Consider the following 15,965-nt stretch of genomic DNA (forward strand, 5'->3'; position numbering starts at 1 on the left):
CCGGGAATAGGTCGCGGGGCACTGCTATGGGGCCACTACCCTGGATGCCGTGACTATTCGCCTGTACGACACCAGCGCCCGGCAGATCCGTGACTTCACCCCGCTCACTCCGGGCTGCGTCTCGATCTACCTCTGTGGCGCGACCGTGCAGGCCGCCCCGCACATCGGGCACGTCAGGTCCTACCTGAACTTCGACATCCTGCGCCGCTGGTTCACCTACCGCGGCCACGACGTCACCTTCGTCCGGAACGTCACCGACATCGACGACAAGATCATCGCCAAGTCGGCCGAACAGGGCCGCCCCTGGTGGTCCATCGGCTACGAGAACGAGCGCGCCTTCAACGACGGCTACAACGCCCTCGGTTGCCTGCCGCCGACCTACGAGCCGCGCGCCACCGGCCACGTGCCCGAGATGATCGAGATGATGCGCGCCCTGATCGAGCGCGGCCACGCGTACGAGGCCGACGGCAGCGTCTACTTCGACGTGCGCTCCTACCCCGACTACCTGGCGCTGTCCAACCAGGACATCGACGACCTGCGCCAGCCCAGCGAGGAAGGCATCACCGGCAAGCGGGACCCCCGCGACTTCGCCATGTGGAAGGCCAGCAAGCCCGGGGAACCCGACTGGGAGACCCCGTGGGGCCGCGGCCGCCCCGGCTGGCACCTCGAGTGCTCCGCGATGGCCCACAAGTACCTGGGCAGCGTCTTCGACATCCACGGCGGCGGTCTCGACCTGATCTTCCCCCACCACGAGAACGAGATCGTCCAGGCCAAGGCCTTCGGCGACGAGTTCGCGCGGTACTGGATGCACAACGCCTGGGTCACCCTGAGCGGCGAGAAGATGTCCAAGTCGCTCGGCAACTCGGTGCTCGTCTCCGAGATGACCAAGACATGGCGCCCCATCGTCCTGCGCTACTACCTGGGCACCCCGCACTACCGCTCGATGATCGAGTACAGCGAGGAGGCCCTGCGCGAGGCCGAGTCGGCGTTCGCGCGGATCGAGGGCTTCATCCAGCGCGTCGTCGAGAAGGCGGGCGGCCCCGTCGAGCCCTCCGCCGAGGTCCCGCCGGCCTTCGCCGAGGCCATGGACGACGACCTGGGCGTCCCACAGGCGCTCGCGATCGTCCACACCACGGTCCGCCAGGGCAACTCCGCCCTCGCCGCCGACGACAAGGACGCCGCCATCGCCCGCCTCGCCGAGGTACGTGCGATGCTCGGTGTCCTCGGCCTGGACCCGCTCGACCCGCGATGGGCCGGCGAGACCGAGCGCGGCGAGGACCTGCACGGCGCCGTCGACACCCTCGTACGGCTGGTGCTCCAGCAGCGCGAGTCGGCACGGGAGCGCAAGGACTGGGCGACCGCCGACGCGATCCGCGACCAGCTGAACCAGTCCGGCCTCGCCATCGAGGACAGCCCCGACGGGCCGCGGTGGACGCTGGGAGCGCGCTGAGCCGCCGCTGATGTGCCGCCCGGCAGCCCGGGCGGCACACTTTGACTTATGTACGCGATCCACATTCCTCATGTGGATGGAGATTGACGGGAAACAGATAGCCATGGCCGGGAACAGCCAGCGCAGGAACCGCCGCACGTCCAACAAGAAGGGCGCGCAGGTCGGCAGCGGTGGCCAGCGACGCCGCGGCCTCGAAGGCAAGGGCCCCACGCCGCCCGCCTCCGCCCGCAAGGGACACAAGAAGAACCGCATCGCCAACGCCCAGGCCAAGCAGGCCGCGGCCCGCCGACCCGCGCCCCGCCGCGGTGGCGCCAAGGGCACGTCCGAGATGGTCGTCGGCCGCAACCCGGTCTACGAGGCCCTGCGCGACGGCGTCCCCGCGATCACGCTCTACGTCCAGCAGTTCATCGACAACGACGAGCGCGTCCGCGACGTCCTCAAGCTCGCCGGCGAGCGCGGCAACATCAACCTGATGGAAGCCCCGCGCCCCGAGCTCGACCGGATGACCAACGGGCTCAACCACCAGGGTCTCGTCCTCCAGGTCCCGCCGTACGAGTACGCCCACCCCGAGGACCTCACCGCCGCCGCCTACGACAACGGCGAGGACCCGCTGATCGTCGCCCTCGACGGCGTCACCGACCCCCGCAACCTCGGCGCGATCGTCCGCTCCGTCTCCGCCTTCGGCGGCCACGGCGTGGTCGTGCCCGAGCGGCGCGCCGCCGGAATGACGGCCGGCGCCTGGAAGTCCTCCGCCGGCACCGCCGCCCGTACGCCGGTCTCCCGCGTCACCAACCTGACCCGGGCCCTGGAGAGCTACCAGAAGGCCGGCCTCACCGTCGTCGGCCTGGCCGCCGACGGCGAGCACACCGTCGAGGACCTCGAGCAGCTCGACGGCCCCGTCGTCATCGTCATTGGCAGCGAGGGCAAGGGCCTCGGCCGCCTCGTCGGCGAGACCTGCGACTACCGCGTGCGCATCTCGATGCCGGGCGGCGCCGAGTCGCTCAACGCCGGAGTCGCCGCCGGCATCGTGCTCTACGAGGTCGCCCGGCGCAGGGCCCACTAGCCCGGAGGTACGGGCGGGGCCACCCGCGGCGACGCCGTTCGGAACACCGGCGTCCGGCGCTCTGAACTGGGCGCTTTCCGCGGCCCCTGCCCGCCCCCCGCGCTTACTCCGTCCGGCCGAAAGCGATCTTGACGGGTCTCGGACATTCCGAGCCCGTCAAGGCAGTGTCCTAATCCCGCGTCACTCGGTTAGATGAGTGTGGACACCAGAACGCCCCGGCCGGGGTTCGACGATCAGCCTGCATTGAGCATGGTCAAGGTGGATTGCGATCCCGCGCAGGTCATCGTGAACCACGCCAGTTTCCGTGTGCGGCTCGCCCCGGCCCAGAAGCCGAAGTTCGCCGTGAGCGCCAGGGCTTCCGCGCTCAGCGGGGCGGGCGCGGCGCGGCGCAGGGCCCCCCTCGTCTGGAGCGGACGCTCCTCCCCCGGAGACCCGGGCGCGACCGGCCTGCTCCAGGCCGTCCGCGAGAGCGGCGCGGTGGGAACCCTCGACGCCGGCGCCACCCAGGTCATTCCGCGCCTCGGCCTCGCCGACGACACCATGGAGACCCCCGTCGTCCCCGGCCCCTCGCGCGGCGGCGCCGCCACTCCGCTGCTGCCGCCGATGCGGCGCGCCGAAAGCGCCTACGACGAGTACGAGGCGTACGAGTCATACGCGCGCGACACCGACGAGGACGAGCGGTTCGACGTCCGGCCCCAGCGGCACGGCGACACCCGCCCCGCGGCCTCCGACGGCGCCGGCGTCCGCCACGCCTACTACCCCGGCCGCCGCATGAACCTCGGCGTCGTCCTGCTCCCGCTGCGCGTCTTCCTCGGCTTCATCTCCATCTACGCCGGCATGGGCAAGCTCTGCGACCCCGTCTACTTCGACGGCGGCGAGCGCGGCTCCATGGTGAAGTGGCTCACCTCACTCCACCCGTGGCCCCTCGCCGAACCGCTGCGCGACTTCGCCCTCCAGCACCCCGTCGGCGCCGGACTCACCGTCGCCTTCCTCCAGGTCGTCGTCGGCGTACTCACCGTCTTCGGCCTCTGGCAGCGGGTCGCGGCCGTCGGCGGCGCACTCCTGTCGGCCGCGCTGATCCTCACCGTCAGCTGGAAGACCGTCCCGGTCTACGACGCGCCCGACATCATCTTCCTCGCCGCCTGGTCCCCGCTGATCATCGCGGGCGCCCCCGTCTACTCGCTCGACGGCCGCCTCGCGGGCGAGGCCTGGCGCAGGCTCGGCCCGCGCGCCGAACTCTGGGACCTGCGGCGCCGCGTACTGCGCCGCGGCACCGTCATGGCGGCCCTCGTCGTCGGCCTCACGCTGCTCACCGGCTCGGTCCTCGGCGGAGCCGTACGGTCCACCGACATGGTGACCGTGCCCGGACCCGACGACGACCCGATCAACCACCTGCCCGGCCAGCCCCTTCCGCAGGAGCCGGGCGAGCGCAGCCCGTCCTTCAAGGCGCCGACCAAGCGGCCCAAACCGTCCCCGTCCGGCGGCGCCGACAGCAGCCCCTCCGCGGAGAAGTCCTCACCGGCGGGCAAGGTCCGCGAGTCGGGCCGGATCGAGGGCGGCCGACCCAGCTCCTCCCAGGGCACCGGCCAGCGTCCCCCGCAGCAGTCGAAGCCGGCGCCCCCGCCCGCGACCAGCACCGGCCCGACCTCCACGGGCGGCACGGGCGGCGGCGGTTCGACGGGCGGCTCCGACGACGGCGGCTCGGGCGGCGACAGCCGGAACCCGATCGGCGGCCTGCTGGGCTGACGTCACCACGGACACGGAGAAGGGCGGCCACCGCGGAAGCGGTGGCCGCCCTTCTGCGCGCGAGGGGGAGCCGTGGGCCGGCGGGGTTCTCCGGCAGGGGCGCCCACGGCCCTCACGGCCCCGGGGCGCGCCCGGGGCCGGGGACTGGAGCCGTAGGGCGGGAGAAGACGCTCAGGGGGCGTGGAGCGCCAGTTCCTTCGCCGCCTCCGTCAGGTCCTTCGCCGTGTCGATGGCGCGCCAGTACGCTCCCTGCGGCAACGGGAAGCCGGCCAGGCTCCGTTCGCGGGCCAGCCGCGGGAACGTGGTGCGCTCGTGGTCGCCCTGGTCCGGCAGCAGCGCGGTGAACGCGGCGGAGAAGACGTACACACCCGCGTTGATCAGATACGGCGACGGCGGCGACTCGATGAAGTCGGTGATGTGGCCGAACGCGTCGGTCTCCACGGCCCCCCACGGAATCCGGGGCCGGGCCAGGGCCAGCGTCGCCGTCGCGTCACGCTCGGCATGGAACGCGGCCATCTCCCGCAGGGAGAAGCGGGTCCAGATGTCGCCGTTGGTGGCATACCAGGGCTGCTCGGGCTCCGGCAGGTGCGCGGCCGCGTACTTGAGGCCGCCACCGCGGCCCAGCGGCTCCCTCTCCACGACCGTCTTGACCCGCAGCGGCAGATCGGCGCCCGCGAGCCAGTCCTCGAGCACCCCGGCGAGATGCCCGCAGGACACCACGGCGTCCGTGACGCCCTCGGACGCGAGCCAGGAAAGCTGATGGCCGATGATCGGGACCCCTGTTCCCGGGATCTCGACCATCGGCTTGGGGCGGTCGTCGGTGTACGGCCGCAGGCGCGAGCCCTGGCCGCCCGCCAGGATCACGGCCTGCGTCGGAGAGGTATGCATACCGCGCACGATATGCGCACCTCTGGGACCGGCTCAGCTCTGGTACAGAACGCCGGAGGCGAACGACGTGTCACAGACGGGGCGGGAGTACGACTGCGCGCGCGTGGGGCCGTAGTGCTGGACCGCGGCGCGGCCGAGGGCGCGGGCGATCGACATGCAGTGCTTGGCCAACGACGGGCGCGCCTCGACCTCACGCTGCAGGTGGGTGAGCGCCGTACCGGGGTCCTTCTCCTGAAGTTCTGCGAGAAGGCGGTCGCGGAGAATATCCTGCGGTGCACGCGGCTTGGCGCGTACGGAGACGTCCTCCGAGGATGCGGTGAGCATCTGGGAGTCGGTTCCATGACCTGCCCACGGGACACTGGTGACCGCGAGAGTTCCGGAGAGCACCAGGACGACGGGCAGGACGAGGGCGAGAGAGCGGCCGATTCGGCGGGCTGTGTGGGTCACGGAGGCGAGCGTAGCGCCCAGTGATGATTTGGCGACATTTAGTCACTCTCGCGGGGGACGGTTCGAGGGTTCTTTTCGAATCGGGTGTTGACGCCGGAGTCCGAATTGGCCGATCTGCCGGGGTATTTGTCGACATGAGTTCGAGGGTGCCCGGAGCACGCACAAGGCCCCGCACCGGAGTGCGGGGCCAGGTGGCGGAACTGCGGTTGCGGATCAGTCGCTGAGGCGCTCGCCCGTCGACGTCGAGAACACATGGATCTCACCCGGGCGGGGGACCACGTGCAGCACGGCGCCCTTGTCCGGGACGGCACGGCCACCGACGCGGACGACCAGGTCCTTGTCCTCGCCGCCGACCCGGGCGGAGCCGTACACGTAGCCGTCGGCGCCGAGCTCCTCGACGACGTTCACGGAGACGGCCAGGCCCTCCTCGCTGTCCGCGCCGGACACGTCGAAGTGCTCGGGGCGGACGCCGACGGTCACCGTGGTGTCGCCCTTGTCGGCGGCGGCGGTGAGCGCCTCACGGGAGACCGGGACGACGCTGTTGCCGAACTTCACGCCACCGTCGGTGATCGGGACCTCGACCAGGTTCATGGCGGGGGAGCCGATGAAGCCGGCGACGAAGAGGTTCGCCGGGCGGTCGTACATGTTGCGCGGCGAGTCGACCTGCTGGAGCAGGCCGTCCTTGAGGACGGCCACACGGTCGCCCATGGTCATGGCCTCGACCTGGTCGTGCGTGACGTACACGGTGGTGATGCCGAGGCGCCGCTGCAGCGAGGCGATCTGCGTACGGGTCGAGACACGGAGCTTGGCGTCGAGGTTCGACAGCGGCTCGTCCATGAGGAACACCTGCGGTTCCCGCACGATGGCCCGCCCCATCGCGACACGCTGCCGCTGGCCACCGGAGAGCGCCTTCGGCTTGCGGTCCAGGTACTCGGTCAGGTCGAGGATCTTCGCCGCCTCCTCGACCTTCGCGCGGATCTCGCTCTTGTTGACCCCGGCGATCTTGAGCGCGAAGCCCATGTTGTCGGCGACGGTCATGTGCGGGTAGAGCGCGTAGTTCTGGAACACCATGGCGATGTCCCGGTCCTTCGGCGGCAGATGCGTGACATCACGGTCACCGATGCGGATGGCACCGCCGTTGACGTCCTCGAGCCCGGCGAGCATCCGGAGCGAGGTGGACTTGCCGCAGCCGGAGGGGCCGACGAGTACGAGGAACTCGCCGTCCGCGACTTCCAGCTCGAGCTGGTCGACGGCGGGCTTGGTGGACCCCGGGTAGAGCCGGGTCGCTTTGTCGAACGTGACAGAAGCCATGGTGATGTGTCCCTTCACCGGCAGGAACGTGCCGGACGATCCGATTGGAAGGAAGAATGGGTCTAGTCCACTAAATGGACCGTCCGTGACGCTACCTGGCCGCAGGCGATCTGTCAGTAGCCCTGAGGCGCGGAAATTTTCGGCCGGGGCGGTGCGGGCGTTGGTTACACTGCACTCCTTGCCTCCTTAGCTCAGCTGGCCAGAGCAACGCACTTGTAATGCGTAGGTCGTCGGTTCGAATCCGACAGGGGGCTCCAGCAGAGGCGTGGCCCGGACCTTTTCAGGTCCGGGCCACGTGTGTTTTCAGTGGCGGCCCGAGATGCGGTTCGCCGCTTGGGCGAGGCGGGCCGTTTCGGAGGTGGGGGACCGGGACTCCTGGCGGTCCGCGGTGCGGTAGGCCGCGTAGAGGGCGTGGACGCCGAGCCAGCGGAAGGGTTCCGGTTCCCAGGTGCGGACCTTGTGGTTGACCCAGGGGAGCGTGGTCAGGTCGGTGGGGCCGCTCTGGCCGGAGTCCTGCTGGATCAGGTCGCGCAGGGTGCGGGCGGCGAGGTTGGTGGTGGCGACGCCGGAGCCGACGTACCCGCCGGCCCAGCCGAGGCCGGTGGAGCGGTCGAGGGTGACGGTGGCGCACCAGTCGCGGGGGACGCCGAGGACGCCGGACCAGGCGTGGCTGATGCCGACCCCGGCGAGCTGGGGGAAGAAGCGGACGAGGATCTCGCGGAGCGCGTCGATGGTCTCGGGCTGGGTGCGGCCGTCGTTGTCGGTGCGGGAGCCGTAGCGGTAGGGGATGCCGCGGCCGCCGAGGGCGATGCGGTTGTCGGCGGTGCGCTGGGCGTACATGTAGGCGTGGGCCATGTCGCCGAGGGTTTCGCGGCCTTCCCAGCCGATCTGTGCCCACATCTCTTCGGAGAGGGGCTCGGTGGCGATCATGGAGGAGTTCATGGGGAGCCAGGTGCGCTTGAGGCCCTTGAGGTTGGCGGTGAAGCCTTCGGTGCAGCGCAGGATGTACGGCGCGCGGACGGTGCCGTACGGGGTGATGGCGTGCTTGGGGCGGATCTCGGAGACGGGCGTCGATTCGTGGATGGTGACGCCGAGTGCTTCGACGGCGGCGGCGAGGCCCTGGACGAGCTTGACCGGGTGGAGACGGGCGCCGTGGGGGGTCCAGGTGGAGCCGACGGCTCCGGTGACGCGGATGCGCTCGGCGGTTTCGCGGGCGCCGAGGAGTTCGCGGTCTTTTTCGCCGAAGGCGGTCTCGGCGGCGTGGAAGGCCTTGAGGCGGGTCAACTGGGCGGGCGAGTGGGCGACTTCGAGGACGCCGCCGTGGTGGATGTCGGCGTCGATGCCTTCGGTCTCGCAGACCTGGATGACCTCGGTGACGGTGTGGTTCATGGCCTGCTGGAGGCGGACGGCGGCGTCCTGGCCGTGGAGTTCGGCGTAGCGGTCGCGGCCGGCGATGCCGTTGTAGAGCCAGCCGCCGTTGCGGCCGGAGGCGCCGTAGCCGCAGAACTTGGCTTCGAGGACGGTGATGTTGAGGAAGGGGACGGCCTTCTTGAGGTAGTAGGCCGTCCAGAGTCCGGTGTAGCCGCCGCCGACGATGCAGACGTCGGCCGTGGCGTCGCCGGGCAGCGGCTCGCGGGGGGCGGGGACCCCCTCCTGCGCGTACCAGAACGATATGCCGCCGTTGACGGTGCTCATGGTGTTCCTCGGTGCGAGTGGGTGCGGACGAGTGCGTCTGGCGGGACGTTACTGGATGCGGTGGGGCTTTGGACCTGCGGATTCCGTCGTGTGGGGAGCGGCTGGTCGCTCGATGTGCTGCTGGCGCGGGAGGGCGGGCTTGGGGGAGGCTGCGTTCATGATTCGTACTGCCACACCTGCCGATGTCCCTGTCATTCACGCGATGGTCCGTGAGCTCGCCGAGTACGAGCGGGCGCTCGATGAGGCGCGGGCGAGTGAGGCGCAGCTGAGGGAGGCGTTGTTCGGGGAGCGGCCGGCGGCGTTCGCGCACATCGCGGAGACGGAGGAGGGTGAGGTGGCCGGGTTCTGTCTGTGGTTCCTCAACTTCTCGACGTGGCGTGGGGTGCACGGGATCTATCTGGAGGATCTGTATGTCCGGCCGGAGATGCGGGGTGGCGGGCATGGGAAGGCGCTGCTGACGGAGCTGGCGCGGATTTGTGTGGAGCGTGGGTACGAGCGGTTGGAGTGGTCGGTGCTGGACTGGAACACCCCGTCGATCAACTTCTACAAGTCGCTGGGTGCGAGGCCGCAGGATGAGTGGACCGTGTACCGGCTGACCGACGAGGCGCTGACGGAGTTGGGTTCGTAGGCCCTGGGCCGTCTCGTCCCGTCGAGGGCTCAGGGCGGCGGGGGACCAGGGGCTCAGGGGCTCAGGGGATCAGGACGACCTTGCCCATCGTGCCCCGGTTCTCCAGGGCGTGGTGGGCGGCCGCTGCCTCGGCGAGGGGGAAGCGCTGGACGGCGGGGCGCAGGCGGCCGGAGGCGGCTTCGGCGAGGGAGCGGGTTTCGAGGGCGCGTACGTCTCCGCCGGCCTTCTGGATCATGGCGTGGCCGAGGACGCCCTCGGAGGTGATGCCGCGTTCGGCGAGTTCCTCGTCGGTGAAGGTGAGGGGGGTCCCGTCGTGGGGGCCCTTTCCGGACCAGCCGAAGACGAGGTGCCGGCCGCCCTTGCCGAGGAGGTCGACGGCGGCGCGGCCGGTGTCGCCCCCGACGGAGTCGAAGACGTCGGTGGCGCGCCTGTCCTTGAGGAAGGCGCGGACGTGGTCGGGCCAGTCGGGTTGCTTGTAGTCGACGGCGAGGTCGGCGCCGTTCTCACGGACGCGGGCGACCTTCCGTGGTCCGCCGGCGAGGCCGATGACGGTGGCGCCGGCGTTCTTCGCGTACTGGACGAGGAGGGTGCCGATGCCGCCGGCGGCGGCGGGGACGATCGCGATCGAGTCGGGGCCGAGTTCGGTGAACTGCAGGATGCCGAGTGTGGTGCGGCCGGTGCCGATCATGGCGACGGCTTCGGCGTCGCCGAGGTGCGGGGGCAGTGCGTGGAGCTTGGCGGCGTCGACGACGGCGAGTTCGGCGTAGCCGCCGGGGGCGAGGCCGAGGTGGGCGACGACGCGCTTGCCGAGCCAGGAGGGGTCGGTGCCTTCGCCGAGCCGGTCGACGGTGCCGGCGACTTCGCGGCCGGGGATGGTGGGCAGTTCGGCGGGGGCGGGGAAGGGGCCTGTCATGCCTTGGCGCAGCGCGGTGTCGAGGAGGTGGACGCCTGCGGCGGTGACGGCGATCCGCACCTGGCCGGGGGCGGGCTGCGGGTCGGGCGTCTCCTCGTAGGTGAGGTTCTCGGCGGGGCCGAAGGCGTGGAGGCGGATGGCGTGCATGTCGGGCTCCCCTGGTGGGCGGCTGCTACGGGGAACAGCCTCCGACCTCAAGCGCGCTTGAGGTCAAGCCGTGGTGGGTGCGGGCGCCGGCCGGGGGTGCGGCGGCCCGGGGGTCGGCCGTGGTGGGTGCGGGCGCCGGCCGGGAGGTGAGCCGGGCGCCGGCAGGGGTGCGGCGGGCGGGGGTGCGCCGAGGTCAGGGGGTGCGGGGGAAGCGGGCCTGGAGGTCCCAGATCACCGGGTTGTCGGCGAGGCCCTCGTGCATGTCGGTGAGGTCGGCGATCAGGTCGTGCAGGAAGTCGCGTGCCTCCCGGCGCAGTTCGCCGTGGCTGAAGGTGAGCGGGGGTTCGTCGCCGGGCATCCAGTCGGCTTCGACATCGACCCAGCCGAAGCGTCGCTCGAAGAGCATCCGGTCGGTGGATTCGGTGAAGTCGAGTTCGGCGTACTGCGGCTGGGAGGCGCGGCTGCCCCGGGGGTCGCGGTCGAGCTGCTCGACGATGTCGCACAGGGCCCAGGCCCAGTCGAGCACCGGGACCCATCCCCAGGCTGTGGACACTTCGCGGTCGGCCTTGGTGTCCGCCAGATAGACGTCCCCGCAGAAGAGGTCGTGGCGGATGGCCTGGACGTCCGCGCGCCGGTAGTCGGTCTGCGGGGGGTCCGGGAAGCGACGGGAGAGGGAGTAGCCGATGTCGAGCACGTACGCGATGGTGTCATGCCGCGTGGTGTGCGCGGTGCCGCTTCGCGTAGGACCAGGTCACGGCGGTCATCAGGGCGGGGATGGCGAACAGCGGGGCGAAGAAGAACCACCAGACGGTGTTGGCCGTGGGGGTCATGTAGGTCTGGCTCTCGACGGTGAAGAGGACCACGATCTGCGACAGCACGCCCAGGACCAGCACGGCCGAGGCCGTCCACGCCGATGCGGCGAGGGTCCGGGGGCGCAGGGGCCGCCACCGGTCGGTGACGAGGAGCAGGGGCAAGAGGGCGGCCAGCTCGGAGATGACGGAGAGGCCGACGACGTACGCGATGCCCCACCCGGGGATGTCGAAGACGTCGCGCAGGATCTGCTCGCTGTAGCCGACGTAGATGCCGGCGGCCATGGCGATGCGCCACAGGCCGGAGGGGAGGGCGCACAGGGCGATGGCGTGGGCGGCACGGCGGGCCCAGCGGGGTGCCGGTGCGGGGGCGGTGGCGGGAGAGGAGGCGGCGGCGTTCCGGGGGGTGGGCGTCTGTGCCGGCGTTGTCGTCATGGCTCTCACTCTGGCCCTGGACAGGGGACCCGCGCTTCGTCCCCCGCGGCGGACTCCCTCCGCCGTGCGGGGGAGGCGCCGCACCCTACGGGAGGAGCCGGCGCTCCTTGGCCACCGCCACCGCGCCCGCTCTCGTGTCCACACCCAACTTGCCGTAGATGCGGCCCAGATGGGTCTTCACCGTGGCCTCGCTGATGAACAGCGCCCTGGCGATCTCCCGGTTGCCGAGCCCCTGCGCGAGCTGGCCGAGGATGTCCCGCTCGCGGTCGGTCAGTGGGGGCGGCGCCGAGCCGCGCATCCGGTCCATGACCCGCCCGGCCACGGGCGCGGACAGGGTCGTACGGCCCTGGGCGGCCGAGTGGATCGCCGCGAACAGCTCCTCCGGGCGCTCCGCCTTCAGCAGGTAGCCGGTGGCGCCCGCCTCGATGGCGCGGGTGATGTCGGCGTCCGTGTCGTAGGTGGTCAGGACGAGGACGTGCACGGTCGGGGTCGCGATCCGGCGGGTCGCCTCCACGCCGTCGATGCCCGGGCCGAGCTGGAGGTCCATCAGTACGACGTCGGGGGCGAGCTTCGCGGCCATGGCCACGGCCTCCTCGCCGCTGCCCGCCTCGCCGACGACCTCGATGTCGGGCTCGCTGCCGAGCAGCGCGAGCAGCCCGGCGCGTACGACGGCGTGGTCGTCGCAGAGCAGGATCCGGACCGTCACGGCGCGACCTCCAGGGGGATCGCGGCGGAGAGCACGGTGCCCTCGCCGGGGGCGGACTCGATGGTGAGGGTGCCGCCGAGCTGCTGGACGCGGGCCCGGATCGCGGGCAGGCCGTGTCCTCGTACGCCCTTGTCCGGCGACAGCGCCGGGTCGTGCGGGTCGAAGCCGCGGCCGTCGTCCGCGATGTCGAGGACGACCTGGTCGTCGAGGTAGGTCAGGGTGAGCGCGGCGGCGGTGGCGTTCGCGTGCTCGCGTACGTTCGCCAGCGCGCCCTGGGCGATGCGCAGCAGCGCCGACTGGACCCGGTCGGGCAGCGGGACGGGTGTGCCGTCGACGCGGCAGCCGGCGGACTCGCGGGCGGCGAGGGCGCGCAGGGCTTGTTCCAGTCCGCCGCCCTCGGCGAGGTCGGCGGGTGCGAGGTCGTGGACGAAGCGGCGGGCTTCGGCGAGGTTGCGTTCGGCGATGGACTCGGCCGTACGGACATGGCGGCGGGCGGTCGACGGGTCGCTGTCCCAGGTGCGTTCGGCGGCCTGGAGCAGCATCTGCTGGCTGGACAGGCCTTGGGCGAGGGTGTCGTGGATCTCCATGGACAGGCGCTGTCGTTCGGCGAGGGTGCCTTCGCGGCGTTCGGTCGCGGCCAGTTCGCGGCGGGTCCTGATCAGGTCGTCGATCAGGGTGCGCTGACGGTCGGTCTGGCGCTGCGCGTGGACGAAGACGGCGGTCGCGACGGCGGCGACGGCGGGTGGCGCGACCACCAGGTTGGGGTCGAACGCGCCGTGGGTGAGCGGGAGCTGGGCGGCGACGACGAACGCGGTGAGCAGGGCGACGAGGACGATCGCGGCGCGGGGCGGGAGGGTGCGCAGGCCTGTGTAGAAGAGGGGGACGGCGCACCAGGCGAAGCTCGGCGCGAGGACGACGAGGACCATCCAGACGGCGACGACGGTGGACAACCAGGCGATCCGGCGGGGAGTGGCGCGGGTGGTGCCGAGGACGGGCCCGAGGACGTACAGCGAGACGAGCGCGCCGCTCAGGGCGACGATCCAGGGGCTGCGGCCCTCCCACGGGTGGCGCAGCAGATAGCGGGCGAGGGAGGCGCCGAGGAGCACGAAGAACGCCGCGTGCATGACCCGGGCTAGCCAGTGGGCGTCGGGGTCGTGCTCGTGGGTCACCGCTTGCTCCTCTCACCTGGCGCGCGGCACGGGTACTGGTCCGGGATCCGGGCCGGTCTGTCCTTTCGGCCGGCCCTGGACCCGTACGGCCTTGGACCCGTACGGCCCTGCATCCGCACCGGCCCGGGATTCCCGGGGTCCCGGGACTGGTCTGACCTGGGCCGATGTCTTCATGGTGACCCGGCGGGACCAGATCGGCATCAACCGATCGGCTGACCCTCCTGTCGTCCATCATGCGCGACGGAGGCATCCGCTTCGTGGACCGTACGGCCCCGGACACGGCTCCAGGATCGAAGGCAGGGCGAACGACCTCCGCCCTGCCCCGCCACCCCACGTCCGAGGAGCCCTCCCCATGAAGAAGATCCTGATCGGTGCGACCGTCGCCGCCGCCCTCGCCGCCGGTACCTTCGGCGCCGTCTCCGCCAGCGCGTCCGCTCCGGCGGCCGAGAGCCGGTCGAGCGTCGAGGCCGACGCCGCCCACGGCAACCTCCAGCAGTCCACCCATCTGACGGTCGCGGCCGCGACCGAGGCCGCCCAGGCCGTCCTGGAGGCAGCCGGCAAGGAGAACCAGCGGGTCTCCGTCGCCGTCGTCGACCGCAACGGCAACACCATCGTCACCCTGCGCGGCGACGGCGCCGGCCCGCAGTCCCCCGAGTCCGCCGAGCGCAAGGCGTTCACCGCGGTCTCCTGGAACGCGCCGACCTCCGAGCTGGCCAAGCGGCTCGCGCAGGCCCCGAACCTGAAGGACATCCCCGGCACGCTGTTCCTCGCGGGCGGTGCCCCGGTCACCGCGAAGGGTGCCCCGATCGCCGGCATCGGCGTGGCGGGCGCGCCGAGCGGCGACTTGGACGAGAAGTTCGCCCAGGCGGGCGTCGCCTCCCTGGACAAGTAACCCGGTCAGGTAACGGGACGAGCACCCGGCCGAGCAGCTCGACAGGTGTCCGCGCTCCGAGGGCGTCCGGGCTTCCCGGGCGCCCTGGGGCTTCCCGTCCGCGGCCCGGCGCTCGCACCCGCCGCGAGCCCGCGTCCGTACGGACCCCGACGCCCCGACCGGACCCGGATATTCCGCGCATATGATCACGTGGTGGAACCGCGAAGCCGTGCCTGTGCCCTGACCGCAGCCGTTCTCGCCCTGCTCGCCTCCGGCTGCACCGGGAGCGGCGTTCACGGCACCCCCGGCGCCTCCGGGCTGCGCGACCCCTACTTCCCCAAGCTCGGCAACGGCGGCTACGACGTCAGCCACTACGCCCTGACCCTGGACTACGACCCCGCCCGCCACCGGCTCGTGGGCACCGCCGACATCACCGCCCGGGCCACGCGAAACCTCAGCGCCTTCAACCTCGACCTGGCCGGGCTGACGGTCGACGGCGCCACCGTCGACGGCGCCCCCGCCGCCGTCAGCCGCGCCGGCAACGAGCTGACCCTGCGCCCCGGCGACGACCTGCGCAAGGGCAGGACGTTCCGGGCGACCGTCACCTACTCCGGCTCCCCGGAGAAGATCACCGACGCGGACGGCGCGGACGAGGGCTGGCTGAGGACCGCCGACGGAGCCCTCGCCGTCGGCGAACCGACCGGCTCCATGGCGTGGTTCCCCGGCAACCACCACCCCTCCGACAAGGCGACGTACGACATCACCGTGACCGTCCCCGCCGGGCTTCGGGCGCTGTCCAACGGCGAACTGCGGTCCCAGCGCACCGCCAACGGCCGCACCACCGCCGTCTGGCACTGCGCCGAGCCGATGGCGAGCTATGTGGCCACCCTCGCCATCGGCCGGTACGACGCCAGGAGCACACCCTCCCGCCCGCCGGTGCTCACCGCCACCGACCCGGCCGTCACCGCCGTGAGCGGCCCGCTCCTCGCCCGTATCCCCGAGCTGCTGGAGTGGCAGGTGGAGAACTTCGGGCCGTACCCCTTCTCCTCCGCCGGTGCGATCGTCGAGCGGACCGGTGACCTCGGCTACGCCCTGGAGACGCAGACCCGGCCCGTCTTCCCCCAGGCCGCCTTCGACACCGCGACGCTCGTCCACGAGCTGGCCCACCAGTGGTACGGCAACTCCGTCTCACCCGCGTCCTGGCAGGACATGTGGCTGAACGAGAGCTTCGCGACGTACGCGGAGTGGCTGTACGCGGAGGACTTCGAGGACACCCCGGCCCGCGACAGCTTCGAGGCCGCCTTCGCCGATGACGACAACTGGGCCTTCCCGCCCGCCGAACCACCGACCGCGGAGGACATCTCCGAGGCCCCGGTGTACGGGCGGGGCGCGATGGTCCTGCACAAGATCCGCGAGGCGGTGGGCGACGACACGTTCTACGAGATCCTGGCGGGCTGGCCCGCGAAGTACCGTCACTCCAACGCCTCCACCGACGACTTCACCGCGTACGTGGAGAAGGTGTCCGGCCAGGATCTGACGAAGCTCTGGGACGTCTGGCTGTACGGGGACGAGAAGCCGGACGGGGTCTAGAGGCTGTCCTTCTCCCGGAAGGTCCCGCGGACGCACCGAGCCCCGGCGGGGGCTTCCGCCGGGGCTCGGTACGGCGCCGCGTCAGGAAGGACGCGCC

General features: G+C 71.7%; 15 protein-coding genes and 1 tRNA gene. 7 read left to right on the forward strand and 9 right to left on the reverse strand.

The window, feature by feature from the left end; genetic code table 11:
- Positions 1-49 precede the first annotated feature (49 nt).
- The 3 genes from cysS to ACZ7J0_RS28395 all read left to right on the forward strand — a co-directional run bounded on the left by cysS (position 50) and on the right by ACZ7J0_RS28395 (position 4,259).
- Positions 50-1,450 (forward strand): cysteine--tRNA ligase, encoded by a 1,401-nt coding sequence (cysS, locus tag ACZ7J0_RS28385; RefSeq protein WP_470892037.1) that lies wholly within the window; start codon positions 50-52, stop codon positions 1,448-1,450.
- 103 nt (positions 1,451-1,553) lie between these two features.
- Positions 1,554-2,513 carry a 23S rRNA (guanosine(2251)-2'-O)-methyltransferase RlmB gene (rlmB, locus tag ACZ7J0_RS28390; protein ID WP_468712494.1) on the forward strand — a complete coding sequence of 320 codons (960 nt, stop codon included), beginning with the start codon at positions 1,554-1,556 and terminating at the stop codon, positions 2,511-2,513.
- Between the two features lie 192 nt (positions 2,514-2,705).
- A complete protein-coding gene (locus ACZ7J0_RS28395) occupies positions 2,706-4,259 on the forward strand; it encodes a DoxX family protein (RefSeq protein WP_470892039.1) in 1,554 nt (517 codons plus the stop codon).
- Between the two features lie 171 nt (positions 4,260-4,430).
- On the opposite strand, the gene ACZ7J0_RS28400 is transcribed toward ACZ7J0_RS28395, so the two are convergent.
- The 3 genes from ACZ7J0_RS28400 to ACZ7J0_RS28410 form a co-directional block, all read right to left on the reverse strand.
- Positions 4,431-5,147, reverse strand: a complete 717-nt coding sequence (locus ACZ7J0_RS28400) for a nucleotidyltransferase family protein (protein ID WP_470892041.1) — start codon at positions 5,145-5,147, stop codon at positions 4,431-4,433.
- Between the two features lie 33 nt (positions 5,148-5,180).
- A complete protein-coding gene (locus tag ACZ7J0_RS28405) occupies positions 5,181-5,594 on the reverse strand; it encodes a hypothetical protein (protein ID WP_468712489.1) in 414 nt (137 codons plus the stop codon).
- A gap of 213 nt (positions 5,595-5,807) precedes the next feature.
- Positions 5,808-6,905, reverse strand: coding sequence for an ABC transporter ATP-binding protein (locus tag ACZ7J0_RS28410; protein ID WP_469123190.1), 1,098 nt, complete (start codon positions 6,903-6,905; stop codon positions 5,808-5,810).
- Between the two features lie 180 nt (positions 6,906-7,085).
- Here ACZ7J0_RS28410 and ACZ7J0_RS28415 point away from each other — a divergent pair.
- Positions 7,086-7,162, forward strand: a tRNA-Thr gene (locus tag ACZ7J0_RS28415).
- Positions 7,163-7,208: 46 nt separating this feature from the next.
- Here ACZ7J0_RS28415 and ACZ7J0_RS28420 read toward each other — a convergent pair.
- A complete protein-coding gene (locus ACZ7J0_RS28420; RefSeq protein ID WP_470892043.1) occupies positions 7,209-8,600 on the reverse strand; it encodes an NAD(P)/FAD-dependent oxidoreductase in 1,392 nt (463 codons plus the stop codon).
- Between the two features lie 157 nt (positions 8,601-8,757).
- On the opposite strand from ACZ7J0_RS28420, the gene ACZ7J0_RS28425 reads away from it, so the two are divergent.
- A complete protein-coding gene (locus ACZ7J0_RS28425) occupies positions 8,758-9,228 on the forward strand; it encodes a GNAT family N-acetyltransferase (RefSeq protein ID WP_470892045.1) in 471 nt (156 codons plus the stop codon).
- A gap of 61 nt (positions 9,229-9,289) precedes the next feature.
- Here ACZ7J0_RS28425 and ACZ7J0_RS28430 read toward each other — a convergent pair whose 3' ends face one another.
- From ACZ7J0_RS28430 to ACZ7J0_RS28450, 5 genes are all read right to left on the reverse strand, one after another.
- The gene (locus tag ACZ7J0_RS28430; RefSeq protein ID WP_470892046.1) at positions 9,290-10,288 is read right to left on the reverse strand and encodes a zinc-binding dehydrogenase; all 999 of its coding nucleotides are present in this window, start codon (positions 10,286-10,288) and stop codon (positions 9,290-9,292) included.
- Positions 10,289-10,481: 193 nt separating this feature from the next.
- Positions 10,482-10,982 (reverse strand): hypothetical protein, encoded by a 501-nt coding sequence (locus ACZ7J0_RS28435; RefSeq protein ID WP_470892048.1) that lies wholly within the window; start codon positions 10,980-10,982, stop codon positions 10,482-10,484.
- Positions 10,983-10,995: 13 nt separating this feature from the next.
- A complete protein-coding gene (locus tag ACZ7J0_RS28440) occupies positions 10,996-11,532 on the reverse strand; it encodes a hypothetical protein (protein WP_470892050.1) in 537 nt (178 codons plus the stop codon).
- Between the two features lie 85 nt (positions 11,533-11,617).
- Positions 11,618-12,238, reverse strand: coding sequence for a response regulator (locus tag ACZ7J0_RS28445; protein WP_470892052.1), 621 nt, complete (start codon positions 12,236-12,238; stop codon positions 11,618-11,620).
- Positions 12,235-13,362: a sensor histidine kinase gene (locus ACZ7J0_RS28450; protein WP_470892124.1), complete on the reverse strand. Its 1,128-nt coding sequence runs from the start codon at positions 13,360-13,362 to the stop codon at positions 12,235-12,237. Before ACZ7J0_RS28450 ends, ACZ7J0_RS28445 begins: the two co-directional genes overlap by 4 nt.
- A 397-nt stretch (positions 13,363-13,759) precedes the next feature.
- Here ACZ7J0_RS28450 and ACZ7J0_RS28455 point away from each other — a divergent pair, with 397 nt between their 5' ends.
- Positions 13,760-14,299 (forward strand): GlcG/HbpS family heme-binding protein, encoded by a 540-nt coding sequence (locus ACZ7J0_RS28455; protein ID WP_470892054.1) that lies wholly within the window; start codon positions 13,760-13,762, stop codon positions 14,297-14,299.
- A 192-nt stretch (positions 14,300-14,491) separates the two neighbouring features.
- Positions 14,492-15,868: a M1 family metallopeptidase gene (locus ACZ7J0_RS28460; protein ID WP_470892056.1), complete on the forward strand. Its 1,377-nt coding sequence runs from the start codon at positions 14,492-14,494 to the stop codon at positions 15,866-15,868.
- Positions 15,869-15,965: the final 97 nt, after the last annotated feature.

This window comes from Streptomyces sp. NPDC038280, from assembly GCF_055600045.1.